This window comes from Brevundimonas sp. (assembly GCF_035627055.1).
Lineage (GTDB): Bacteria > Pseudomonadota > Alphaproteobacteria > Caulobacterales > Caulobacteraceae > Brevundimonas.
In genome coordinates, this window is record NZ_DASPMM010000027.1 from 1 (window position 1) to 18,643 (window position 18,643).

Below are 18,643 nucleotides of genomic sequence, written 5' to 3' on the forward strand. Positions count from 1 at the left end.
CGAGGAAGACCCGCTGGTCGCCGGTCAGGCCGTTGATCACCGGGGCCGGCTGGCCGTTGAGCGACATGTGATAGGCGTCGAGCGCCAGCAGCAGACCGCCCAGGTCGGCGATGTTCTCGCCCATGGTCAGGTCGCCGTTGACGTTGACGCCGTCCAGCGGGGACAGCGCCGAGTATTGCGCGCCCAGCACCTTGGCCCGCTCCTCGAACTTGGCGGCGTCCTCGGCCGTCCACCAGTCGCGCAGGGCGCCGTCGCCGTCGGTCTTGCGGCCCTGGTCGTCGAAGCCGTGGGTGATCTCGTGGCCGATGACCGCGCCGATGCCGCCGTAGTTGACGGCGGGGTCCGCGTTGGGATCGAAGAATGGCGCCTGCAGAATGGCGGCCGGGAAGACGATCTCGTTGCGCACAGGGTTGTAGTAGGCGTTCACCGTCTGCGGGGTCATGCCCCACTCTAGCGGATTGACCGGCTTGCCCAGCTTGTCGACGTTGAAGGCCCATTCGAAGGCCGCCGACCGCTCGACGTTTCCGTACAGGTCGCCCGGCACGAGGCGCAGGCCGTCGTATTCACGCCACTCGTCGGGATAGCCGATCTTCACCCCGAAGCGACTCATCTTGTAGAGCGCCTGCTCCTTGGTCTCGGGGCTCATCCAGTCGAGGCCCTGGATGCGGGCCGTCATGGCGGCGCGCAGGTTGGCGACCAGTTCCTCCATCTGCGCCTTGGATTCGGCCGGGAAGTGACGCGCCACGTATTCGCGGCCGAGCACCTCGCCCAGCGAGCCGTCGACCGTGGTCACGCCACGCTTCCAGCGCGGCTGGTTCTCGGGCTGGCCGCCCAGGGTCTTGCCGTAGAAGTTGAACTGGTTGTCGACGAAGGCCTGCGACAGATAGGGCGAGGCCTGGTTGATCACGTGGAAGGCCTGCCACGACTGCAGGGTCCCGATCGGGGTTTCCGCGAACACCTTGGCCATGCCCGGGAAGGCGGTGTTGTTGGCGGCGATCAGCACCGGGACGTGCGCGATGCCCGCGCCCTCGGCCCATGCGGCCCAGTCGAAGCCGGGGGCCGTCGTCGCCAGGTCGGCGACGGTGGTCGGGTTGTAGATCTTGTCGATCTGGCGGTTTTCGACCGCGGTCCAGTGCTGCTCGGCGATGCGGGTCTCGAAGGCGACGATGTCGGCGGCCGCCTGCTCCGGATTCGGCCAGCCAGCCAGTTCCAGCGCCTTGGCGACATAGGCCTGGTAGGCCGTCTTCTGTTCGGCGAAATTGGCTTCGAGGTAATAGTCGCGGTCGGGCATGCCGATGCCGCCCTGGACGACGTAGGCGCTCGTCTTGTTGGAGTCCTTCAGGTCCTCGAAGATTTGCACCCCGAAGATGCTGGAGCCGAAGGCGCTCTGGGTGCGGCCCATCAGGGCGGCCATCTTCTCGCGCGTGTCGGCGGCGCGAACCTCGGCGAGGTCAGCCTGCAGCGGACCGGCGCCGAGGCGTTCGACCGTCGCCTCGTCCATGAAGCTGCCGTAGAAGGCGCCGATGCGGGCCGCGTCCTCGCTGGCGCCCGGATTGGTCACGCTCTCCTCGATCAGGGCCTTCAGGTTCTCCTGCGATCGGTCGTGCAGCACATGGAAGGCGCCGAAGGAGGTTCGATCGGCCGGGATCGGCGTGGTGTCGCTCCACCGCCCGTTGGCGAAGCGGTTGAAGTCCGCGCCAGGCCGGACAGAGGTGTCCATGCCGGTCATGTCGAAGCCGAACTCGCCGATGGCGGGCTGGGTCGTGGAGGGAATCTCCACGATGGGCGGCGTGGTCTGGGCGAGGGCGGCGGTGGCGGCGAGCGACAGGACGGCCGTGGCCGCGCAGGCCATGAGACGAAGCTTGAGCATTAGGGAACCCCGATTGAGACTTGGCGCGCAACCTGACTCAAGCCTCGGCTTCTGTCGTGGCGAAACTCGCCAGATTACAAACTTCTCATCTGGCGGCAGACGTCCGCGAGCACGGCCGGGTACAGCCTGTGCTCCGCCGCCAGCACTCGCTGGGCCAGCGTCTCGGCCGTGTCGTCGGCGAGAACCGGAACCCGCGCCTGGCCCAGGACAGGCCCTTCGTCGACGCCTTCGGTCACCCGATGCACCGAGCAGCCCGCCTCGGCATCGCCGGCGGCCAGGGCGCGGGCGTGGGTGTCCAGGCCGGGGTATTTCGGCAGCAGGCTTGGATGGATATTCAGCATCCGGCCCTGCCAGCGCCTGACCAGCCACGGCGTCAGAAGGCGCATGTAGCCGGCGAGGCCGACGACCTCGACCCCGTGTTGCGCGAGCACGGCGTCGACGGCGCGCTCATGAGCCTCGCGGTCCTTGCCGAACGGACGATGGTCCACGGCCGCGACCGCCACCTCCTTGCCGCTCGCCACGGCCAGCCCGCCGGCGTCAGGCCGGTTCGACAGCACCAGCACGACCTCGAACGGCGACCCTTCCTGCCGGCCGGCGTCGATCAGGGCGGCCATGTTCGAACCGGCGCCGGAAATCAGGACGGCGACGCGGACGCGGCCCGGGCGCGCTCCGGTCATTGCGCCGGGCGAGGCGCCGGGTCGCCGACCGAGACGAACGATCCGGCCGGGCCGGGGAAGACCACCGGGCTTTCAAAGCCATCTTCCGACACCGACGAGACGCCGAAGAACCAGTCGTCGATGGACACGCCCGGCAGCACCATCTCGGTCGTCGATCCCGCCCAGCGGCTGTGGGTCCACTGCGGCGCGGTCGTCGATCGCCACCAGATGCGGTAGCCCGCGGCGCCCTCGACCGGCTGCCATCTGATGGTCGTGTCCGGCTTGACGGCGCCTTCGATGGCGACGCCCAGCGGGGTGGCGGGCGCGCTCGCCAGGGCGGCCATGGTGACGATGTTCAGACGCGCCACCTGGCCGAGGTAACCGAAGTCCACCCCGTCGATGGTGTCGCCGTAGTGGATGCCGTTCTCGGTCCGCAGGTCCTGATGCTGGCGGGTGTAATTCTCGGAACCCTCGGTGATGCGAACGGCGGGGAAGCCGTGGCGCAGCATCTCGACCTGGTCGCCGCCGCGGCCGTACCGGTCCGTACGGTAGATCATGTCGACGTCGAAATTGGTCAGGTAGCGATCGGCGATGGCGTCGAGGAAGCGGGCGAGATTGCGCGACGACGAGTCCAGTTCGCCGCCGTTGTAGCGCCGCCGGTCCGCCTGGGCGGCGGTTTCCACGGTCTTGGTGCCTTCCGAGAAGACCCGGACGCGGGTGGTGTCGCGGACGCCCGACTGGCCTTCGGAATTGCCGACGATGTCGTTGTTCAGATTGGCCTCGACCCGCCAGCCCTGAGCCTGGGCGTAGTCGGCGAGGATCTTTCCGCCGAGAAGACCCTGTTCCTCGCCGGAAAGGGCGGCGTAGACGAGGGTGGCGTCGAACCGGTGTTTCGACAGGACGCGGGCCGCCTCCAGCACCGCCGCCACGCCAGAGGCGTCGTCGTTGGCCCCCGGCGCGTCGTCAGTGATGTTCATCACGTCGGTGACGCGCGAGTCGATGTGGCCGGTGATGATGATGACCCGGTTGGGATCGCCCGTGCCGCGCTGGATGGCGACGATATCCACCACCTCCGTCGGGGTCGGCACCCGCGGACCGGTGACGGTGTCGGAGGGGGTGACGATGGTCAGGCAGCCGCCGCAGTCGCGGCTCATCGCCTCGAACTGCCGCTGGGCCCAGCGCCGCGCCGCGCCGATGCCGCGCGTCTCCGAGACCGTGTCTGACAACGTGTGGCGAGTGCCGAAGCCGACCAGGGCCTCGATGTCGGCGCGCATCCGCTCCGGCTGGACCTCGCCGGCCACCCGGTGGAGCAGGGCGTGTTCGGACGGAGCGGGCGTCTGGGCCGCCGCCGGACCCGAAACCAGCATCAACCCCGCCAGGGCGATCGACAGCGCGCGCATGGGCGACCTCGTGGATGTGGAAGGCGCGGACCTTGCCGGGGCCGATTGCCCCGGTCAATGCATCCGGCTTGCGCTCGCCGCCCGTGTCCGGGAAAGTGCGCGTCCCGGAGGTTTCCATGCACGCCCTGTTCCTCGCCGCCGCCCTCGCCGTCAGCCCCCCGGATCCCGGGCAGATCACCCGCGACATCGTGATGGACGTCTGTCTTCCCTATGTCGCCGAGGGCGCGGCCGACCAGGCCGTGCTCGCCCGCAACGGCCTCAACGGGTCGCTGGAGGAAGGGGAGGGCGATTTCCGCAGCCGCAACGACGTCTATCTGGTGCAACTGACCCTGTCGGGCAGCGCCGATGAAGGCGATCTGCGCCGGGTCTGCGTCGTCCAGGCGCGGTCAGCCGACTTCAAGGAGGCCCGGGACGCCGTCGCCGATCCCCTCCAGGACGCCGGTTTCGCTCCCAGCCCCGATGAACCCGAAGATTGGCCGGTGTGGACGAAGGGCGGCATGACCGTCTCGGTGCACCAGAACCCCGGTCGGGCGACCATCATCCGCGCCAGCTATTCGAGCCTGGAGGCCGAGGGCCTCTAGTCGGCCGCCAGTTGACCGCAGACGAAGGCGACTTCGCCCGCGTTCAGCAGGCCCGCCAGAACCGGCTCGGCGTTTTCCGGCGCGACCACCAGGATGAAGCCGACGCCGCAGTTGAAGGTTCGCCGCATCTCGTGATCCGAGATGCCGCCGACCTCGCCGAGCCACTGGAACACGTGCGGCATCGGAATGGCGTCCCAGTCGAACTCCGCGTGCAGACCTCCGGCGATGCAGCGGGGCGGATTCTCGATCAGGCCGCCGCCGGTGATGTGCGCCGCGCCCTTGACCAGTCCGGCCTTCATCAGCGGCAGCACCGGCTTCACATAGATGCGGGTCGGCTCCATCAGCGCCTGCGCCAGGGTGCGGTCCTTCGCGAACGGCGCATCGTCGCCCCAGCCGAGGCCGGACTTCTCGACCACCTTGCGGATCAGCGAATAGCCGTTCGAGTGCGGGCCGGAGGAGGCGAGGCCGATGATGACGTCGCCCGCCGCCTGCCGATCCAGATAGGGCAGGGCATGGCCCCGCTCGACGGCGCCCAGCGAGAAGCCGGCCAGATCGTAGTCGCCGCCGGCGTACATCCCCGGCATCTCGGCCGTCTCGCCGCCGACCAGGGCGCAGCCGGCCTGACGGCAGCCCTCGGCGATGCCGGCCACGACTCGCTTGGCCGCGTCGATCTCAAGCTTGCCGGTGGCGTAATAGTCGAGGAACAGCAGCGGCTCGGCGCCTTGGGCCAGCAGGTCGTTGACGCACATGGCGACCAGGTCGATGCCGACGCCGTCATGACGGCCGGTCTCGATGGCGATCTTCAGCTTGGTGCCGACGCCATCGGTGGTGGCCACGATCAGCGGGTCCTCGAATCCCGCCGCCTTAAGGTCGAACAGGGCCCCGAATCCGCCCAGCGACGCCTCCGCACCCGGTCGGCGGGTCGATTTCGCCAGCGGCTTGATGGCGTCGACCAGCATCTCGCCCGCATCGATATCGACGCCCGCGTCGGCGTAGGTCAGGCCGTTGCGCAGGCTTTCGGGAGTGTCGCTCATCGGTCACGGGCCTGAATCAGAGGGCGGATTTATGCGGCGGCTCTTGCCATAACCGCATTGCGCGGGGCTATAGCATCCGAATGACGCCGATCACCACCACCGAGGCGCTGCGCGACTTCTGCGCACGTCTGGCCACCGCCCCCTTCATCACGGTCGACACCGAGTTCATGCGGGAGACGACCTACTGGCCCCGCCTGTGCCTGATCCAGGCCGCCTCGGCCACGGACGCGGCGATCATCGACCCGATGGCCGAAGGGCTCGACCTGTCGCCCTTCCTGGACCTGATGCGCGACGAATCGATTCTCAAGGTCTTCCACGCCGCTCGCCAGGACGTCGAAATCTTCGTCAAGCTGGGCGCGATGCCCAAGCCGATGTTCGACACCCAGGTCGCCGCCATGGCCGCCGGCTTCGGAGATCAGGTCTCCTACGAGGCGCTGGTCCGCCAGATGCTGCGCCAGGAGGTCGACAAGGGCAGCCGCTTCACCGACTGGGCCCGCCGCCCGCTCTCCGACGCCCAGCTGATCTACGCCCTGGGCGACGTCACCCACCTCGCGGCCCTCTATCCCAAGCTGCGCGACCGCCTGCAGAAGGACGGCCGCCTCGACTGGGTCATGGCCGAGATGGAGGACCTGACCGATCCGGCGCTCTACGACACGGATCCGGAAAAGGCGTGGAAGCGTCTGAAGCCCAAGAAGTATTCGGCCAAATACCTCGCCGCCTTCGTGGCCACGGCGGTGTGGCGCGAGCGCGCTGCTCAGGAGCGTGACCAGCCGCGCGGACGCATCCTCAAGGACGAGGCGATCGACGAGATCGCGGCCCAGGGTCCGACGGATCCCGACGCCTTCAACCGCCTGCGTTCGGTGCCAAAGGGCTTCGGCGCCTCGCGGCTCGGGCTCGATCTGACGACCGAGCTCAAGCGGGTGCTGGCCGATCCCGAGTCCCACGCCCCCAAGCTGGAGCGACCGGCCCACAACCAGCCGGCGCCGCCTTCTGTGGTCGAACTGCTCAAGGTGCTGCTCAAGGCCAAGAGCGACAACGCCGGCGTCGCCACCAAGCTGATCGCCAACGTCGCCGACCTGGAGAAGATCGCGCTGGATGACGAAGCCCCCGTCGACGCCCTGCACGGCTGGCGCCGCCAGCTGTTCGGCGAGGACGCGCTCAAGCTCAAGCGCGGCGAGATCGCCCTGGTCCTGAACGGACCGCGGGTCGAGGTGGTCGAGATCGAATAGGGATTAGAGATGGGGGACTAGAGATTAGGGAAGAGGGAGCGGGGCATCGATCCCCGGTCCCTCATCCCTCATCCCTCGCCCCTAATCCCTCAGTTCACCGTCGCCTTGACGATCTTGCCCGGATTGCGGGGCGGCTCGCCCTTGGGCAGGGCGTCGACGTTGTCCATGCCCTCGATCACCTCGCCCCACACCGTGTACTGGCGGTCGAGGAAGGTGGCGTCGTCCAGGCAGATGAAGAACTGGCTGTTGGCGCTGTTCGGATCGCTGGTCCGGGCCATCGAGCACACGCCGCGCACGTGCGGCTCCGACGAGAATTCGGCTTTCAGGTTCGGCTTCGACGAGCCCGAGGTGCCGGTGCCGGTCGGATCGCCGCCCTGGGCCATGAAGCCGGGGATGACGCGGTGGAAGACGACGCCGTCGTAGAAGCCTTCCTCGGCCAGTTCGGTGATGCGAGCCACGTGGCCGGGGGCCAGGTCGGGGCGCAGCTTGATGACCACGTCGCGGGCTTCGCCGTCGCCGGTGTCGAGAGTGAAGGTCAGGGTTTCGGCCATCGAGGGCGGCTCCTTGTGAATTGTCGCGGGTGCATAGCCCGCAAACCCGTCGGGGGCTATGTGGATGCGATGACCGAAGAAGAAAAACCGGCGGAGCGCCGCCGCATGGTCCGTCCGCCGTCGGGCGGGACCGCGGCCGGACGCGGCATGGGCACGAAGATGAAGACGGCGGACACCAAGTCGATGTCCAGCCAGCAGTGGATCAAGCGCCAGCTGTCCGACAAATGGTCCGAACGCGCCCGCGCCGAGGGCTGGCGCAGCCGCGCGGCCTTCAAACTGCTCGAGATCGACGATCGCTTTCACCTGATCAAACAGGGTAGCCGCGTCATCGACCTCGGCGCCGCGCCGGGCGGCTGGGTGCAGGTGGCGCTGAAACGCGGCGCCAAGGCGGTGGTCGGCGTCGACCTTTTGCCGATCGAGCCGATCCCCGGCGCCGAGCTGATCCAGGCCGATTTCACCCACCCGGGGGTCGACCAGCAGATGATGGACCTGCTCGGCGGCGCGCCCGACCTCGTCCTGTCCGACATGGCCCACAACACCGTCGGCCACCGCCAGACCGACCACCTGAAGATCATCGCCCTGATCGAGATCGCGGCCGACTTCGCCATCCGCACGCTGAAGCCGGGCGGGCATTTCGTATCGAAGAATTTCCAGGGCGGCGACGCCGGCGGCGTGCTGGCCCGGCTCCGCGCGGAGTTCGAGACGGTGAAATACGTCAAGCCGGAGTCGAGCCGCAAGGACAGCGCCGAGGTCTTCCTCGTGGCCTTGAACAGGCGCTAGGCGTGCTTTTGGAGGCGCTCGTTTGGATCGGCCTGCGCGAGCGCCTCGCCTGTCGCCCCCCAGGAGGTGCGCGATCTCGGCACGACTTTGGGCGGCCGGCTAGGCATCGACGCGCCCTCCACGCCGGCGCGCGCCGGAGGAGATGCGGGGAGACGTCGCCGCCTCCCCACAAATGCGAGGCCTAGCCGCAGGGTTCCGAGTAGGAGATCGCGTATTCGGTCGTCTCACCCCAGCGCCATTGATTGCCGCCGCAGGTTATGCCGCGTCCTCCGACGGGATCGTTGTAGGTCGCGTCCGAGAAGTATTCGACTTCGATCGAACGGGCCGGGTAGGCCATGGCCGCGCTGGCGCCCACCACGGCGGCGACCGCCAGTACGAGGGCGGTGGCCTTGCCGCTACGGACGGCGGGGATACGGAGACTCTTGAACATCATGTTTAGTCCTCCTGGACCCGGGATCGGGTCGAGTAACGTTAGGGAGAACTCGAAGAAAATTGCAACTTGCGCCTAGGCGCTCGCCAGCTCCGCCGCCCGCTTGGCCTTCCGCGCCTCGATCCGGGTCCAGACCCGGTCGTGCACGGTGAAGAACACCGTCTGCACCAGCGGCTCGATGATGCCGATGGCCAGGGCCGTGCGCCAGTTCTGGGTCAGGGCGAAGGCCACCGTCACCGCCACCACGAAATGCATGACGCCATAGGTGACGGATTTGGCCGCGATCTGCCTGAACGAGCGGGGCAGGGCGTGGCTGTGGCCGTGATGGCCGTGCGCCCGGGTCTGCTCTTCGGGGGCCATGATCTGCAGGCGGGCGGTGACCGCCTCGGCCGCCTCCTCGACGCCGGACAGCATGCCCCGCCGCTCGATGCGGTGCCAGACGCGGTCGTGGATCGAATAGGCGATGGTCTGGAAGAAGGGTTCGACCACGCCGACCGCCAGCGCCATCCGCCAGTCGCGCGTGATGGCGAAGGCGACCAGGATCGCCACCACCAGGTGCATCACGCCATAGCTCGCGATCTTGAGCGCGAGGCGGCGGGCGGTGCTGATCAACAGTCGAACCATCCGTCTTTCAGATGTGGACCCGGCGCCGCATCGGCAAGGCAAATCTTCTTATCGTCATCATAGGCGCGGGCGGCCCTTGCGGTTCCCGGCCTTCCACGGTTATACGCGGCCCGCAAAACGGAGACTCCTCATGGAGATACGCGAAGGGCTCACCTTCGACGATGTTTTGCTGGAACCCGGCCCGTCAGAGATCGTGCCCGCCGACGCGGACGTCTCGACGAAGCTCACCCGCGACATCCGACTGAACATCCCGCTGACCTCGTCCGCCATGGACACGGTCACCGAAAGCCGCCTCGCCATCGCCATGGCCCAGGCCGGCGGTCTGGGCGTCCTCCACCGCAATATGACGGTCGAGGAACAGGCCGACATGGTGCGCGAGGTGAAGCGCTACGAAAGCGGCATGGTCATCAATCCGGTGACCATCACCCCGCAGACCACGCTCGGCGAAATCCACGATATCCGCGCCCGCAAGAAGATCAGCGGCTTCCCGGTCGTCGATCCGGCCAGCGGCAAGCTGGTCGGCATCCTGACCAACCGCGACATGCGCTTCGACACCGATCCGAATCGCAAGGCCGCCGAGTTGATGACCTCGAGCGACCTGATCACCGTGCGCGAGGGCGCCGGTCGGGACGAGGCCCTGGCCCTGCTGCGGGACCGCAAGATCGAGCGGGTCATCGTCGTCGACGAGGACTATCGCGCCACCGGCCTGATCACGATGAAGGACATCGAGAAGGCCCAGGCCCACCCCCACGCCGCCAAGGACGATCAGGGCCGGCTGCTGGTCGGCGCCGCCTCGACGGTCGGCGACGCCGGCTACGAGCGCTCCATGGCCCTCGCCGAGGCCGGGGTGGACGTGGTCGTCATCGACACCGCCCACGGCCACTCGGTCCAGGTCTCGCGCGTGGTCGAGCGGATCAAGCGCGAATCCAACCGCATACAGATCATCGCCGGCAACGTCGCCACCTACGACGCCGCCCGGGCCCTGATCGACGCGGGCGCGGACGCGGTGAAGGTCGGCATCGGCCCCGGCTCGATCTGCACCACCCGCATCGTCGCCGGCGTCGGCGTGCCCCAGCTGACCGCCATCATGGAGGCGGTCCGCGCGGCGAAGGAGTCGGGCGCGCCGGTCATCGCCGACGGCGGCATCAAATATTCGGGCGACCTGGCCAAGGCCATCGCGGCCGGCGCCAGCGCCGCCATGATGGGCTCGATGTTCGCCGGCACCGACGAGAGCCCCGGCGAGGTCTTCCTGTACCAGGGCCGGTCCTACAAGTCGTACCGCGGCATGGGCTCGGTCGGGGCCATGGCCCGCGGCTCGGCTGACCGCTACTTCCAGAAGGAAGTCTCGGACCAGATGAAGCTGGTGCCCGAGGGCATCGAGGGCCAGACCCCCTACAAGGGCCCGATCGCGCCGGTGCTGCACCAGATGGTCGGCGGCCTGCGCGCCGCCATGGGCTATGTCGGCGCGGCCAGCATCGCCGACTTCCAGCAACGCGCCCGCTTTGTGCGCATCACCGGCGCCGGCCTGCGGGAGAGCCACGTCCATGACGTGATGATCACGCGCGAGGCGCCGAACTACCGGCAGGGCTGAGCAGGGGAGCGCAGGCCATGGACATGACGCCCGAGTTCATCCTTCTGGCCCTGGCCCTGATGCTGGCGCTGGTCCAGATCGGGGCCGCCGCCGTGGCCCGCACGGCGGAGCTGGGCGTCAAATGGAACGCCGGGCCGCGCGACGCCGACTCGCCGCCGCCCGGCAAGCTGGCCGGTCGCCTGATGCGCGCCCAGGCCAATCTGTTCGAGACCCTGCCGCTGTTCGCCGCCGCCGTGATCATGGCGCATATCGCCGGTAAGGACGGGACCCTGACCGCCGTCGGGGCCCACCTCTACTTCTTCGCCCGGCTGATCTATCTCCCGCTCTACGCCTTCGGCGTGCCCTACATCCGCTCGCTGGTCTGGCTCGTCGCCGCCGGCGGGCTGGTCATGGTCCTCGCCGCCCTGTTCGTCTGAAAGCCCGCATTGACCCCAGCCGCCCGCCTCGCCGCCGCCGCCTCCGTCCTCGACAGCATCGCCCAGGGGCGAGCCCCGGCCGAGGTCGTGCTCAAGGCCTGGGGCGCCGCCAACCGATACGCCGGCTCCAAGGACCGCCGCGCCGTCGCCGACCGCGTCTATCGCGTGCTGCGCGCCCGCGGCCGGCTGGTCTGGGCCATGGGCGGGCGCGAGGACGGCCGGGCGCTGGTCATCGGCTCGCTGGCCCTGATCGACGGTCTGTCGCTGGAAGAGATCGAGGCGCTGCACTCCGGCGAGGGCTACGGCCCGCGCCCGCTGTCGAAACAGGAACGCGCCCGCATCACGGCCGGGGAGGGGGACCTGCCCGGCTGGGTCGCCGCCGGCCTGCCCGAGTTCGTGGTCGAGGACTTCAAGGCGACCTTCGGCGATCGCTGGAGCGAGGAGGCCCGCGAGCTGATGGCCCCCCGCGCGCCTATCGACCTGCGCGTCAACACGGCGAAAGCTCCGGTGGAGGCCGTCGCCGCCGAACTGACCGCCGCAGGCCTGTCGCCCCAGCCCACGCCGTGGTCAGCCAAAGGCCTGCGCCTGTCCTCCGAGCCGCCGCCCAATGTGCAGGCGCTGGAAGCCTTCAAGGCGGGCCGGATCGAAATCCAGGACGAAGGCAGCCAGATCGTCACTTGGCTGGCCGGCTCGGGGCTCGCCTTCACCCCCGACAGCATCGTCGTCGACTATTGCGCCGGCGGCGGCGGCAAGACCCTCGCCCTGGCCGTCCAGGCCCTGCCCGAGGCCGATCCGTCGAAGGCCGCCGCGCTGCGGCCGGCCGGCTGGTCGCCGACGGGAGCGGACGAACTCGCTGAGGCTCGCGCCGCGCCGCCCGCCGCGGGCATGCGCCTGATCGCCTGCGACGTGGTCCAGAAGCGGCTCGACAACATCCGTCCGCGCCTGCAGCGCGCCGGCGTCGCGGCCGACCTGCGGCTGATCGGCCAGAACGGCGGCGGGGTCGAGGAATTCAACGGCAAGGCCGACCTGGTCTTCGTCGACGCCCCGTGCAGCGGCTCCGGGACCTGGCGCCGCCGTCCCGAGGACGCCTGGCGGCTCAAGCCCGACGAGGTCGAGCGCCTGCACGCCCTGCAGCTCCGCATCCTCGCCCAGGCCGTGGCGCTGGTGAAGCCCGGCGGCCGTCTCGCCTATGTCACCTGCTCGATGCTGACGCGCGAGAACGAGGCCACGACCGAGGCCTTCGAGGCCGCCCATCCGGACTTCCAGCCCATGCCGGTCGCCGGCCTGCTGGACGGCCCCAATCTGACGCCCGCCGCCCGCGAGCGGCTCGCCGCCGCCGCCGCCGGCCACCGCCTGCGGCTCTCCCCGGCCTCGACCCATACCGACGGCTTCTTCATCGCCCTCTACGAGCGGCGGGCGTGAGCCGGGACTGGGCCCTTTCCCGCTTCGGTCGGAAGACCGTCCTGTGCGCCATCGCCGCCGAGCCCGAATACGGCGCGGCGCTGAAGGCCCGCATCCGTCCGCTGATCACGGGAGTCGGTCCGGTCGAGGCCGCCGCCGTGGTCGCCCATGCCCTCGCCGAACTGAAGGCCGAGGGCGCCCTGCCGGACCTCGTCATTTCACTCGGGTCAGCGGGGTCTCGGACGCTCGACCACGCCCGCGTCTACCGTGTCTCGCACGTCAGCTATCGCGACATGGACGCCAGCTGCCTCGGCTTCGCCAAGGGGGAAACCCCTTACCCGCGCGTGGCCGCCGTCCTGCCCCTCGCCGACGGCCCGCCGTCCCTGCCGCCGGCCCGGCTGGCCACGGGCGCCAGCGTCGTCTCGGGCGCCGCCTGGGACGCCGTCGACGCCGACATGGTCGACATGGAGACCTTCGCCGTCGTTCGCGCCGCGGTCCGCTTCGGCGTGCCGGTGCTGGGCCTGCGCGGCGTCAGCGACGGCCGCACCGACCTGAGCGAACTCAGCCACTGGACCGACGCGCTGGCGGAGATCGATCTCCGTCTGGCCGATGCGCTCGACCTGTTGCATGACCATTTCTCGCCTGCCGCCACGGAGCCCGCATGACCGCCCCCGCTGATCACCAGAAGGTTCTGATCGTCGACTTCGGCAGCCAGGTGACCCAGCTGATCGCCCGGCGCCTGCGCGAGGCGAGCGTCTATTGCGAGATTCATCCCTACGCCAAGGCCGAAGCGGCCCTTCAGGCCATGAAGCCGGCCGCCATCATCCTCTCCGGCGGTCCCGAGAGCGTCCACGAGGAAGGCAGCCCCCGCGCGCCCCAGGCGGTGTTCGAGGCCGGCGTGCCGGTGCTCGGCATCTGCTACGGCGAGATGACCATGTGCGAGCAGCTCGGCGGCAAGGTCGAGGGCGGCCACCACCGCGAGTTCGGCCGCGCCGGCATCACCGTCCGGAAAGCCTCGCCCCTGCTGGCCGGCCTCGCTGCAGTCGGCGAGGACGAGGCGGTGTGGATGAGCCACGGCGACAAGATCATGGCCATCCCGGAGGGTTTCGACGTCGTGGCGACTTCGCCCGGCTCCCCCTACGCCGTCATCGCCGACGAGACCCGGCGCTTCTACGGCGTCCAGTTTCACCCCGAGGTGATGCACACCCCGCGCGGCGCGACGATGTTGAAGAACTTCACCCACGGCATCGCCGGGCTGAAGGGCGACTGGACGATGGCGGCCTACCGCGACGAGAAGATCGCCCAGATCCGTGAGCAGGTTGGCTCCGCGAAGGTGATCTGCGGCCTGTCCGGGGGTGTCGACTCCTCGGTCGCCGCCGTGCTGATCCACGAGGCCATCGGCGACCAACTGACCTGCGTCTTCGTCGACACCGGCCTGCTCCGCAAGGATGAGGCGAAACAGGTCACCACCCTGTTCAGGGAACACTACAACATCCCGCTGATCCACGTTGATGCGTCGAAGGATTTCCTGGGCGAACTGGCCGGCCAGTCGGACCCGGAGACCAAGCGCAAGATCATCGGTCGGGTCTTCATCGAGGTGTTCGACCGCGAGGCCCACAAGATCGAGGGCGCCGAATTCCTCGCCCAGGGCACCCTCTATCCGGACGTCATCGAGAGCGTGTCGTCGTCCAGCGGCAAGGCCCACGTCATCAAGAGCCACCACAACGTCGGCGGCCTGCCCGATTTCATGAAGCTGAAGCTGGTCGAGCCCCTGCGCGAGCTGTTCAAGGACGAGGTCCGCGCCCTCGGCCGCGAACTCGGCCTGACCGACGCCTTTGTCGGCCGCCATCCCTTCCCGGGGCCGGGCCTGGCCATCCGCATCCCGGGCGAGATCACCCCCGACGCCGTCGAGACCCTGCAGCAGGCCGACGCCATCTACCTCGAGGAAATTCGCAAGGCCGGCCTCTACGATCAGATCTGGCAGGCCTTCGCCGTCCTGCTGCCGGTCAAGACCGTCGGCGTCATGGGCGACGCCCGCACCTATGAAAAGGTGCTGGCCCTGCGCGCCGTCACCTCCACCGATGGCATGACCGCCGACTTCTTCGAATTCCCGTGGGACGTCCTCGGCAGGACCGCCACCCGCATTGTCAATGAGGTCCGCGGCGTCAACCGGGTCGTCTACGACGTCACCTCCAAGCCTCCGGGCACGATCGAATGGGAGTAAAGGGCCCGATCACGGTCGACCCAGCTCACGTCCACGAATTCGTGGACGCCGACGCCTTCTACGCCTGGCTCGGCGAGCACCACGCCAGCGAGCCTGAGGTCTGGATCAAGATCCACAAGGTCGGCTCCGGCCGACCCTCGATCACCCCGAAGGAGGCGATCGACGTCGTCCTGTGCTGGGGCTGGATCGACGCGGTCCGCAAGAGTTTCGACCAGACCAGCTATCTCCAGCGCTACACGCCGCGGACGAAGAAGAGCATCTGGAGCAAGATCAACGTCGACAATGTCGCCCGGCTGATCGCCGAGGGCCGGATGACCGGGCACGGCCTGAAGGAAGTTGAGGCGGCGAAGGCCGACGGCCGCTGGGACCGGGCCTATGGCAGCGGCAAGGCCATGGCCATCCCGGATGACCTGCAGGCCGCCATCGACGCCGAACCGAAGGCCAGGGAAATGCTGGCGAAGCTCAGCGCCCAGAACCGCTTCGCCCTGGCCTTCCGCACCCACAATATGAAGACCGAGGCCGGGCGGAAGAAGAAGATCGCCGACCTCGTCGACATGCTGAAACGAGGCGACACGCCCCACCCTCAGCGGAACAGCTGAGGGTCGTCCTCCGCCGGGGGGAACACCCGCTCGACCGACAGGCTTCCGGCGGGCAGGGCGGTCAGGATTTCGCCTTCCGGCCGCGTCAGATCCAGCCACTCCAGCGCGCGGCCCTGCGCCAGCAGCACGATCTGCCGGTCATGGTAGGGCGCGATGTCGGGACCGGCCTCGGTGGTCAGCATGGCGAAGGCGCCGTCCCTGATGACGCCCGCGATCCAGAACGCCGGCCTGTCCGGCATGGTGAACAGCCATTTGGTCTTGCGCTTCTGGCCGGGCAGGGCGTCGGTGAACTCGTAGAAGCCGTCCGCCGGGATGACGCAGCGCAGGCTGTTCGCGAACGAGCGCCCGTCCGAGCGAAAGTTGAACACCGGCCGTCCCTGGGGCGAGGTCCAGGCCCATTTGGTCATGGTCAGGGCCACATCGTCACCCGCCCGGGTGATCACCGGCGCGGCGTCGCCGATGCGGATGTCGTCGCGGGGCTCGATGTTCGGCTTCCCGGCCGGGAACACCAGTTCGATCCCCACCTGCCGGAATTCCTCGAACGGCTGTTCGCTCAGGGGACGGAACCGAAAGTCGTTGCACATGCGTCGGGCCCTGGTCTCGGATCAGCCGTTCTAGCGGGCGGAGACCGGCGCGAAAACCGACTGTGAATTTCGCCGCGCAATCTTCTAGGTTCTCCGCAGAGCGGGCCGGGGAGAGGCGCGCATCCAGGGGGACGACGCCATGGCCCGCAAGCCCGCCGCTCCGGCGACCACGCCGCACAAGCGCGCGCCCCGCGTGGTCAAGGCCGCTCCGGGAGTGGCCGTTCCTGATCCCGCCATCCCGCCGCCGCCGCCGCCAGCGAGAAAGCCGCTGTGGACGCACCTCTATGTTCAGGTCCTGGTGGCCATCGTCCTGGGGGCGCTGATCGGATACCTCTTCTCCAGCGGCGCCGCGGCCGACGGGACGCCGGTCAAGGGGCTGGGCGAGGCGTTGAAGCCGCTCGGCGACGCCTTCATCCGCCTGGTCAAGATGATCATCGCGCCGGTGATCTTTCTCACCGTCGCCACCGGCATCGCCCACCTGCGCGACATCGGCAAGGTCGGCAAGGTGGCCGCCAAGGCCTTCGCCTACTTCCTGACCGTCTCCACCCTGGCCCTGATCATCGGCCTGGTCGTGGCCAATGTGGTGCGGCCGGGGGCGGGCATGAACGTTGATCCGGCCACGCTCGATCCCGCCGCCGTCACCGGTTACGTCGACCGCGCCCACGAGACCGGCGTCGTGCCCTTCCTGATGAACATCATCCCGGAGACGGTGATCGGCGCCTTCGCCGGGGGCGAAATCCTGCAGGTGCTGTTCTTCTCGATCCTGTTCGGCATTTCGCTGGCGGTGATCGGCGATCGCGCCCGGCCGGTGATGACTGTGCTGGACAGCGTGTCCGAGGCCTTCTTCAAGATGGTGGCCATCCTGATGCGCGCGGCGCCGATCGGGGCGTTCGGCGCCTTCGCCTTCACCATCGGCAAATACGGCCTCGGCTCCGTGGTCAATCTGGCGGCGCTGGTGGCCAGCTTCTACCTGACCTCGATCCTGTTCGTGATCGTGGTGCTGGGCCTCGTCGCCCGCGCCAACGGCTTCTCGATCTTCCGGCTGATCCGGTATCTGAAGGAGGAGTTGCTGCTGGTCCTCGGCACCTCCTCGTCCGAGGCGGCCCTGCCCAGCCTGATGCAGAAGCTCGAGCGCGCCGGCTGCGACAAGCCGGTGGTGGGGCTGGTGGTGCCGACCGGCTATTCCTTCAACCTGGACGGCACCAACATCTACATGACCTTGGCCGCCCTGTTCATCGCCCAGGCCTGCGGCGTGGATCTGTCGCTGGGCGACCAGCTGATCCTGCTGGCCGTGGCCATGCTCAGCTCCAAGGGGGCGGCTGGGGTGACCGGCGCCGGCTTCATCACCCTGGCCGCGACCCTGACGGTGGTGCCGGGCGTGCCGGTCGCCGGCATGGCCCTGATCCTCGGCGTCGACCGCTTCATGAGCGAGTGCCGGGCCCTGACCAACTTCATCGGCAACGCCGTCGCCACCATCGTGGTGGCGAAGTGGGAGAGGGGGCTCGACCGTGAGGCGCTGGACCGGGCGCTGGCGGGCGGCCCGACCCCCGTCGCCGTAGGCAGCCGGGAGTCGGACGACGACTAACCGCCCCGCTTATCCGCGGGCGGCGCGCTCGAGCTCGGCGATGTCGAGCCGCTTCATCTGCATCATGGCGTCGAACACCCGCTTGCGGACGCCCTCGTCTGGATCGGCCAGAAGCCGGTTCATCGCATAGGGCACGATCTGCCACGACAGGCCGAAGCGGTCCTTGACCCAGCCGCACTGCTCCGCTTCGGGCACGGCGGACAGGGCGTTGGTCAGCCGATCGACCTCAGCCTGGTCCTCGCAGTCGATCTGCAGCGAGATCGCCTCGTTGAATTTGAACATCGGACCGCCGTTCAAGGCGGTGTAGCGGCTGCCGGCGAGGGTGAACTCGACCAGCAGGACGTCGCCCTTCTGGCCGCTGGGATAGTCGCCAGGCGAGCGGATCACGGCGTCGACGCGCGAGTCCGGCAGCAGCGAGACGTAGAAGTTGACGGCCTCCTCGGCCTGTTTGTCGAACCACAGGCAGGGGATGACCTTCTGGCGTGGGGGGAGGGCGGACATGGGGCGTCTCCTTATCTTGACCGGGGCGTTATATTAAACTAATAGGTTAAATACAAGCCCTGATGAGGCTCGCCGATTTGCGGCGGCGTCAGGGGCGGCGGGAGACCGGTGATGGACGTGCGCGAGCAGATCGACCGGCACATCAGCGGCCTGCCGCCCGCGAAGAGCGCGGAGCTGCGGGACCTGCACCAGCGGATTCTGCATATTTCGCCCGACGTCAGGCTCTGGTTCCTGGACGGCAGGAACGACGACGGCAAGCTCGTCACCAATCCGGACATCGGATACGGGTCGGAAACGCTCCGCTATGCGGACGGCGGTTCGAGAGCGTTCTACAAGATTGGCCTGAGCGCCACTGCGTCCGGGCTGTCGCTCTACGTCATGGGGCTCGAGGACAAGGCCTGGCTTGCCGAGACCTATGGATCGCGGATCGGGAAGGCCAGGGTCACCGGCTATTGCATCCGCTTCAGATCCATAAGGGACCTCGACCTGCGCGTATTCGACGAGGTCGTCGCGGACGCCCTCGGCCGGTAGCTGACGTCGGGGCGGAAGTGTGAGAGACGCTCCCGCTTCAAACCGAAGGACCGCCC

General features: G+C 68.6%; 20 protein-coding genes. 11 read left to right on the forward strand and 9 right to left on the reverse strand.

Annotation, left to right across the window (positions count from 1 at the left end; genetic code table 11):
- From VEA98_RS14580 to VEA98_RS14590, 3 genes are all read right to left on the reverse strand, one after another.
- Window positions 1-1,870, reverse strand: a 1,870-nt coding sequence (locus VEA98_RS14580; RefSeq protein ID WP_324815962.1) for a M13 family metallopeptidase, incomplete at its 3' end; no start/stop codon positions are given.
- Window positions 1,871-1,944: 74 nt separating this feature from the next.
- Complete coding sequence (gene purN / locus VEA98_RS14585) at window positions 1,945-2,547, reverse strand: phosphoribosylglycinamide formyltransferase (protein ID WP_324815965.1); 603 nt, start codon at window positions 2,545-2,547, stop codon at window positions 1,945-1,947.
- On the reverse strand, window positions 2,544-3,926 hold the full coding sequence (locus tag VEA98_RS14590; RefSeq protein WP_324815968.1) for a M28 family peptidase: 1,383 nt from the start codon (window positions 3,924-3,926) through the stop codon (window positions 2,544-2,546). Before VEA98_RS14590 ends, purN begins: the two co-directional genes overlap by 4 nt.
- A gap of 116 nt (window positions 3,927-4,042) precedes the next feature.
- On the opposite strand from VEA98_RS14590, the gene VEA98_RS14595 reads away from it, so the two are divergent.
- Entirely contained in the window at window positions 4,043-4,507 is a 465-nt protein-coding gene (locus tag VEA98_RS14595; RefSeq protein WP_324815970.1) for a hypothetical protein, read from the forward strand.
- On the opposite strand, the gene purM is transcribed toward VEA98_RS14595, so the two are convergent.
- On the reverse strand, window positions 4,504-5,541 hold the full coding sequence (gene purM / locus VEA98_RS14600) for a phosphoribosylformylglycinamidine cyclo-ligase (RefSeq protein ID WP_324815972.1): 1,038 nt from the start codon (window positions 5,539-5,541) through the stop codon (window positions 4,504-4,506). The two genes, VEA98_RS14595 and purM, sit on opposite strands and share 4 nt — an antisense overlap.
- Before the next feature lie 80 nt (window positions 5,542-5,621).
- Here purM and rnd point away from each other — a divergent pair, with 80 nt between their 5' ends.
- The gene (gene rnd, locus VEA98_RS14605; protein ID WP_324815974.1) at window positions 5,622-6,770 is read left to right on the forward strand and encodes a ribonuclease D; all 1,149 of its coding nucleotides are present in this window, start codon (window positions 5,622-5,624) and stop codon (window positions 6,768-6,770) included.
- Window positions 6,771-6,859: 89 nt separating this feature from the next.
- Here the strand turns inward: rnd and VEA98_RS14610 are convergent, their stop codons facing one another.
- Window positions 6,860-7,321 (reverse strand): peptidylprolyl isomerase, encoded by a 462-nt coding sequence (locus VEA98_RS14610; RefSeq protein WP_324815977.1) that lies wholly within the window; start codon window positions 7,319-7,321, stop codon window positions 6,860-6,862.
- A 69-nt stretch (window positions 7,322-7,390) separates the two neighbouring features.
- On the opposite strand from VEA98_RS14610, the gene VEA98_RS14615 reads away from it, so the two are divergent.
- Window positions 7,391-8,101 (forward strand): RlmE family RNA methyltransferase, encoded by a 711-nt coding sequence (locus VEA98_RS14615; RefSeq protein ID WP_324815980.1) that lies wholly within the window; start codon window positions 7,391-7,393, stop codon window positions 8,099-8,101.
- A gap of 181 nt (window positions 8,102-8,282) precedes the next feature.
- Here the strand turns inward: VEA98_RS14615 and VEA98_RS14620 are convergent, their stop codons facing one another.
- Window positions 8,283-8,534, reverse strand: a complete 252-nt coding sequence (locus VEA98_RS14620; RefSeq protein ID WP_324815982.1) for a DUF6289 family protein — start codon at window positions 8,532-8,534, stop codon at window positions 8,283-8,285.
- A gap of 72 nt (window positions 8,535-8,606) precedes the next feature.
- Window positions 8,607-9,155 (reverse strand): DUF2061 domain-containing protein, encoded by a 549-nt coding sequence (locus tag VEA98_RS14625; protein WP_324815984.1) that lies wholly within the window; start codon window positions 9,153-9,155, stop codon window positions 8,607-8,609.
- 130 nt (window positions 9,156-9,285) lie between these two features.
- On the opposite strand from VEA98_RS14625, the gene guaB reads away from it, so the two are divergent.
- The 6 genes from guaB to VEA98_RS14655 are packed head-to-tail and all read left to right on the forward strand — an operon-like array spanning window position 9,286 to window position 15,386.
- Window positions 9,286-10,746 carry an IMP dehydrogenase gene (gene guaB, locus VEA98_RS14630; RefSeq protein ID WP_324815986.1) on the forward strand — a complete coding sequence of 487 codons (1,461 nt, stop codon included), beginning with the start codon at window positions 9,286-9,288 and terminating at the stop codon, window positions 10,744-10,746.
- A 17-nt stretch (window positions 10,747-10,763) separates the two neighbouring features.
- On the forward strand, window positions 10,764-11,162 hold the full coding sequence (locus tag VEA98_RS14635) for an MAPEG family protein (RefSeq protein ID WP_324815989.1): 399 nt from the start codon (window positions 10,764-10,766) through the stop codon (window positions 11,160-11,162).
- A gap of 9 nt (window positions 11,163-11,171) precedes the next feature.
- On the forward strand, window positions 11,172-12,584 hold the full coding sequence (locus tag VEA98_RS14640; RefSeq protein WP_324815993.1) for an RsmB/NOP family class I SAM-dependent RNA methyltransferase: 1,413 nt from the start codon (window positions 11,172-11,174) through the stop codon (window positions 12,582-12,584).
- Window positions 12,581-13,228, forward strand: a complete 648-nt coding sequence (locus VEA98_RS14645) for a 5'-methylthioadenosine/S-adenosylhomocysteine nucleosidase (protein ID WP_324815996.1) — start codon at window positions 12,581-12,583, stop codon at window positions 13,226-13,228. The genes VEA98_RS14640 and VEA98_RS14645 overlap by 4 nt, the downstream gene beginning before the upstream one ends.
- On the forward strand, window positions 13,225-14,787 hold the full coding sequence (gene guaA / locus VEA98_RS14650; RefSeq protein ID WP_324815999.1) for a glutamine-hydrolyzing GMP synthase: 1,563 nt from the start codon (window positions 13,225-13,227) through the stop codon (window positions 14,785-14,787). The genes VEA98_RS14645 and guaA overlap by 4 nt, the downstream gene beginning before the upstream one ends.
- Window positions 14,778-15,386 (forward strand): YdeI/OmpD-associated family protein, encoded by a 609-nt coding sequence (locus VEA98_RS14655; protein ID WP_324816002.1) that lies wholly within the window; start codon window positions 14,778-14,780, stop codon window positions 15,384-15,386. The genes guaA and VEA98_RS14655 overlap by 10 nt, the downstream gene beginning before the upstream one ends.
- On the opposite strand, the gene VEA98_RS14660 is transcribed toward VEA98_RS14655, so the two are convergent.
- Window positions 15,371-15,970, reverse strand: a complete 600-nt coding sequence (locus VEA98_RS14660) for an SOS response-associated peptidase family protein (RefSeq protein ID WP_324816004.1) — start codon at window positions 15,968-15,970, stop codon at window positions 15,371-15,373. The two genes, VEA98_RS14655 and VEA98_RS14660, sit on opposite strands and share 16 nt — an antisense overlap.
- A 139-nt stretch (window positions 15,971-16,109) precedes the next feature.
- Between VEA98_RS14660 and VEA98_RS14665 the strand changes: the two genes are divergently transcribed.
- Complete coding sequence (locus tag VEA98_RS14665) at window positions 16,110-17,555, forward strand: dicarboxylate/amino acid:cation symporter (RefSeq protein WP_324816006.1); 1,446 nt, start codon at window positions 16,110-16,112, stop codon at window positions 17,553-17,555.
- Between the two features lie 9 nt (window positions 17,556-17,564).
- Here VEA98_RS14665 and VEA98_RS14670 read toward each other — a convergent pair whose 3' ends face one another.
- On the reverse strand, window positions 17,565-18,056 hold the full coding sequence (locus VEA98_RS14670; protein ID WP_324816009.1) for a VOC family protein: 492 nt from the start codon (window positions 18,054-18,056) through the stop codon (window positions 17,565-17,567).
- A 111-nt stretch (window positions 18,057-18,167) separates the two neighbouring features.
- On the opposite strand from VEA98_RS14670, the gene VEA98_RS14675 reads away from it, so the two are divergent.
- Window positions 18,168-18,587 carry a hypothetical protein gene (locus VEA98_RS14675; protein ID WP_324816011.1) on the forward strand — a complete coding sequence of 140 codons (420 nt, stop codon included), beginning with the start codon at window positions 18,168-18,170 and terminating at the stop codon, window positions 18,585-18,587.
- The last annotated feature ends 56 nt before the right edge of the window (window positions 18,588-18,643 follow it).

Bases quoted from the DNA above. Each gene is read 5' to 3' on its own strand.
- purN (WP_324815965.1), bottom strand. From the start codon at position 2,547: ATGACCGGAGCGCGCCCGGGCCGCGTCCGCGTCGCCGTCCTGATTTCC.
- VEA98_RS14590 (WP_324815968.1), bottom strand. From the start codon at position 3,926: ATGCGCGCGCTGTCGATCGCCCTGGCGGGGTTGATGCTGGTTTCGGGT.
- VEA98_RS14595 (WP_324815970.1), top strand. From the start codon at position 4,043: ATGCACGCCCTGTTCCTCGCCGCCGCCCTCGCCGTCAGCCCCCCGGAT.
- purM (WP_324815972.1), bottom strand. From the start codon at position 5,541: ATGAGCGACACTCCCGAAAGCCTGCGCAACGGCCTGACCTACGCCGAC.
- rnd (WP_324815974.1), top strand. From the start codon at position 5,622: ATGACGCCGATCACCACCACCGAGGCGCTGCGCGACTTCTGCGCACGT.
- VEA98_RS14610 (WP_324815977.1), bottom strand. From the start codon at position 7,321: ATGGCCGAAACCCTGACCTTCACTCTCGACACCGGCGACGGCGAAGCC.
- VEA98_RS14615 (WP_324815980.1), top strand. From the start codon at position 7,391: ATGACCGAAGAAGAAAAACCGGCGGAGCGCCGCCGCATGGTCCGTCCG.
- VEA98_RS14620 (WP_324815982.1), bottom strand. From the start codon at position 8,534: ATGATGTTCAAGAGTCTCCGTATCCCCGCCGTCCGTAGCGGCAAGGCC.
- VEA98_RS14625 (WP_324815984.1), bottom strand. From the start codon at position 9,155: ATGGTTCGACTGTTGATCAGCACCGCCCGCCGCCTCGCGCTCAAGATC.
- guaB (WP_324815986.1), top strand. From the start codon at position 9,286: ATGGAGATACGCGAAGGGCTCACCTTCGACGATGTTTTGCTGGAACCC.
- VEA98_RS14635 (WP_324815989.1), top strand. From the start codon at position 10,764: ATGGACATGACGCCCGAGTTCATCCTTCTGGCCCTGGCCCTGATGCTG.
- guaA (WP_324815999.1), top strand. From the start codon at position 13,225: ATGACCGCCCCCGCTGATCACCAGAAGGTTCTGATCGTCGACTTCGGC.
- VEA98_RS14655 (WP_324816002.1), top strand. From the start codon at position 14,778: ATGGGAGTAAAGGGCCCGATCACGGTCGACCCAGCTCACGTCCACGAA.
- VEA98_RS14660 (WP_324816004.1), bottom strand. From the start codon at position 15,970: ATGTGCAACGACTTTCGGTTCCGTCCCCTGAGCGAACAGCCGTTCGAG.
- VEA98_RS14665 (WP_324816006.1), top strand. From the start codon at position 16,110: ATGGCCCGCAAGCCCGCCGCTCCGGCGACCACGCCGCACAAGCGCGCG.
- VEA98_RS14670 (WP_324816009.1), bottom strand. From the start codon at position 18,056: ATGTCCGCCCTCCCCCCACGCCAGAAGGTCATCCCCTGCCTGTGGTTC.
- VEA98_RS14675 (WP_324816011.1), top strand. From the start codon at position 18,168: ATGGACGTGCGCGAGCAGATCGACCGGCACATCAGCGGCCTGCCGCCC.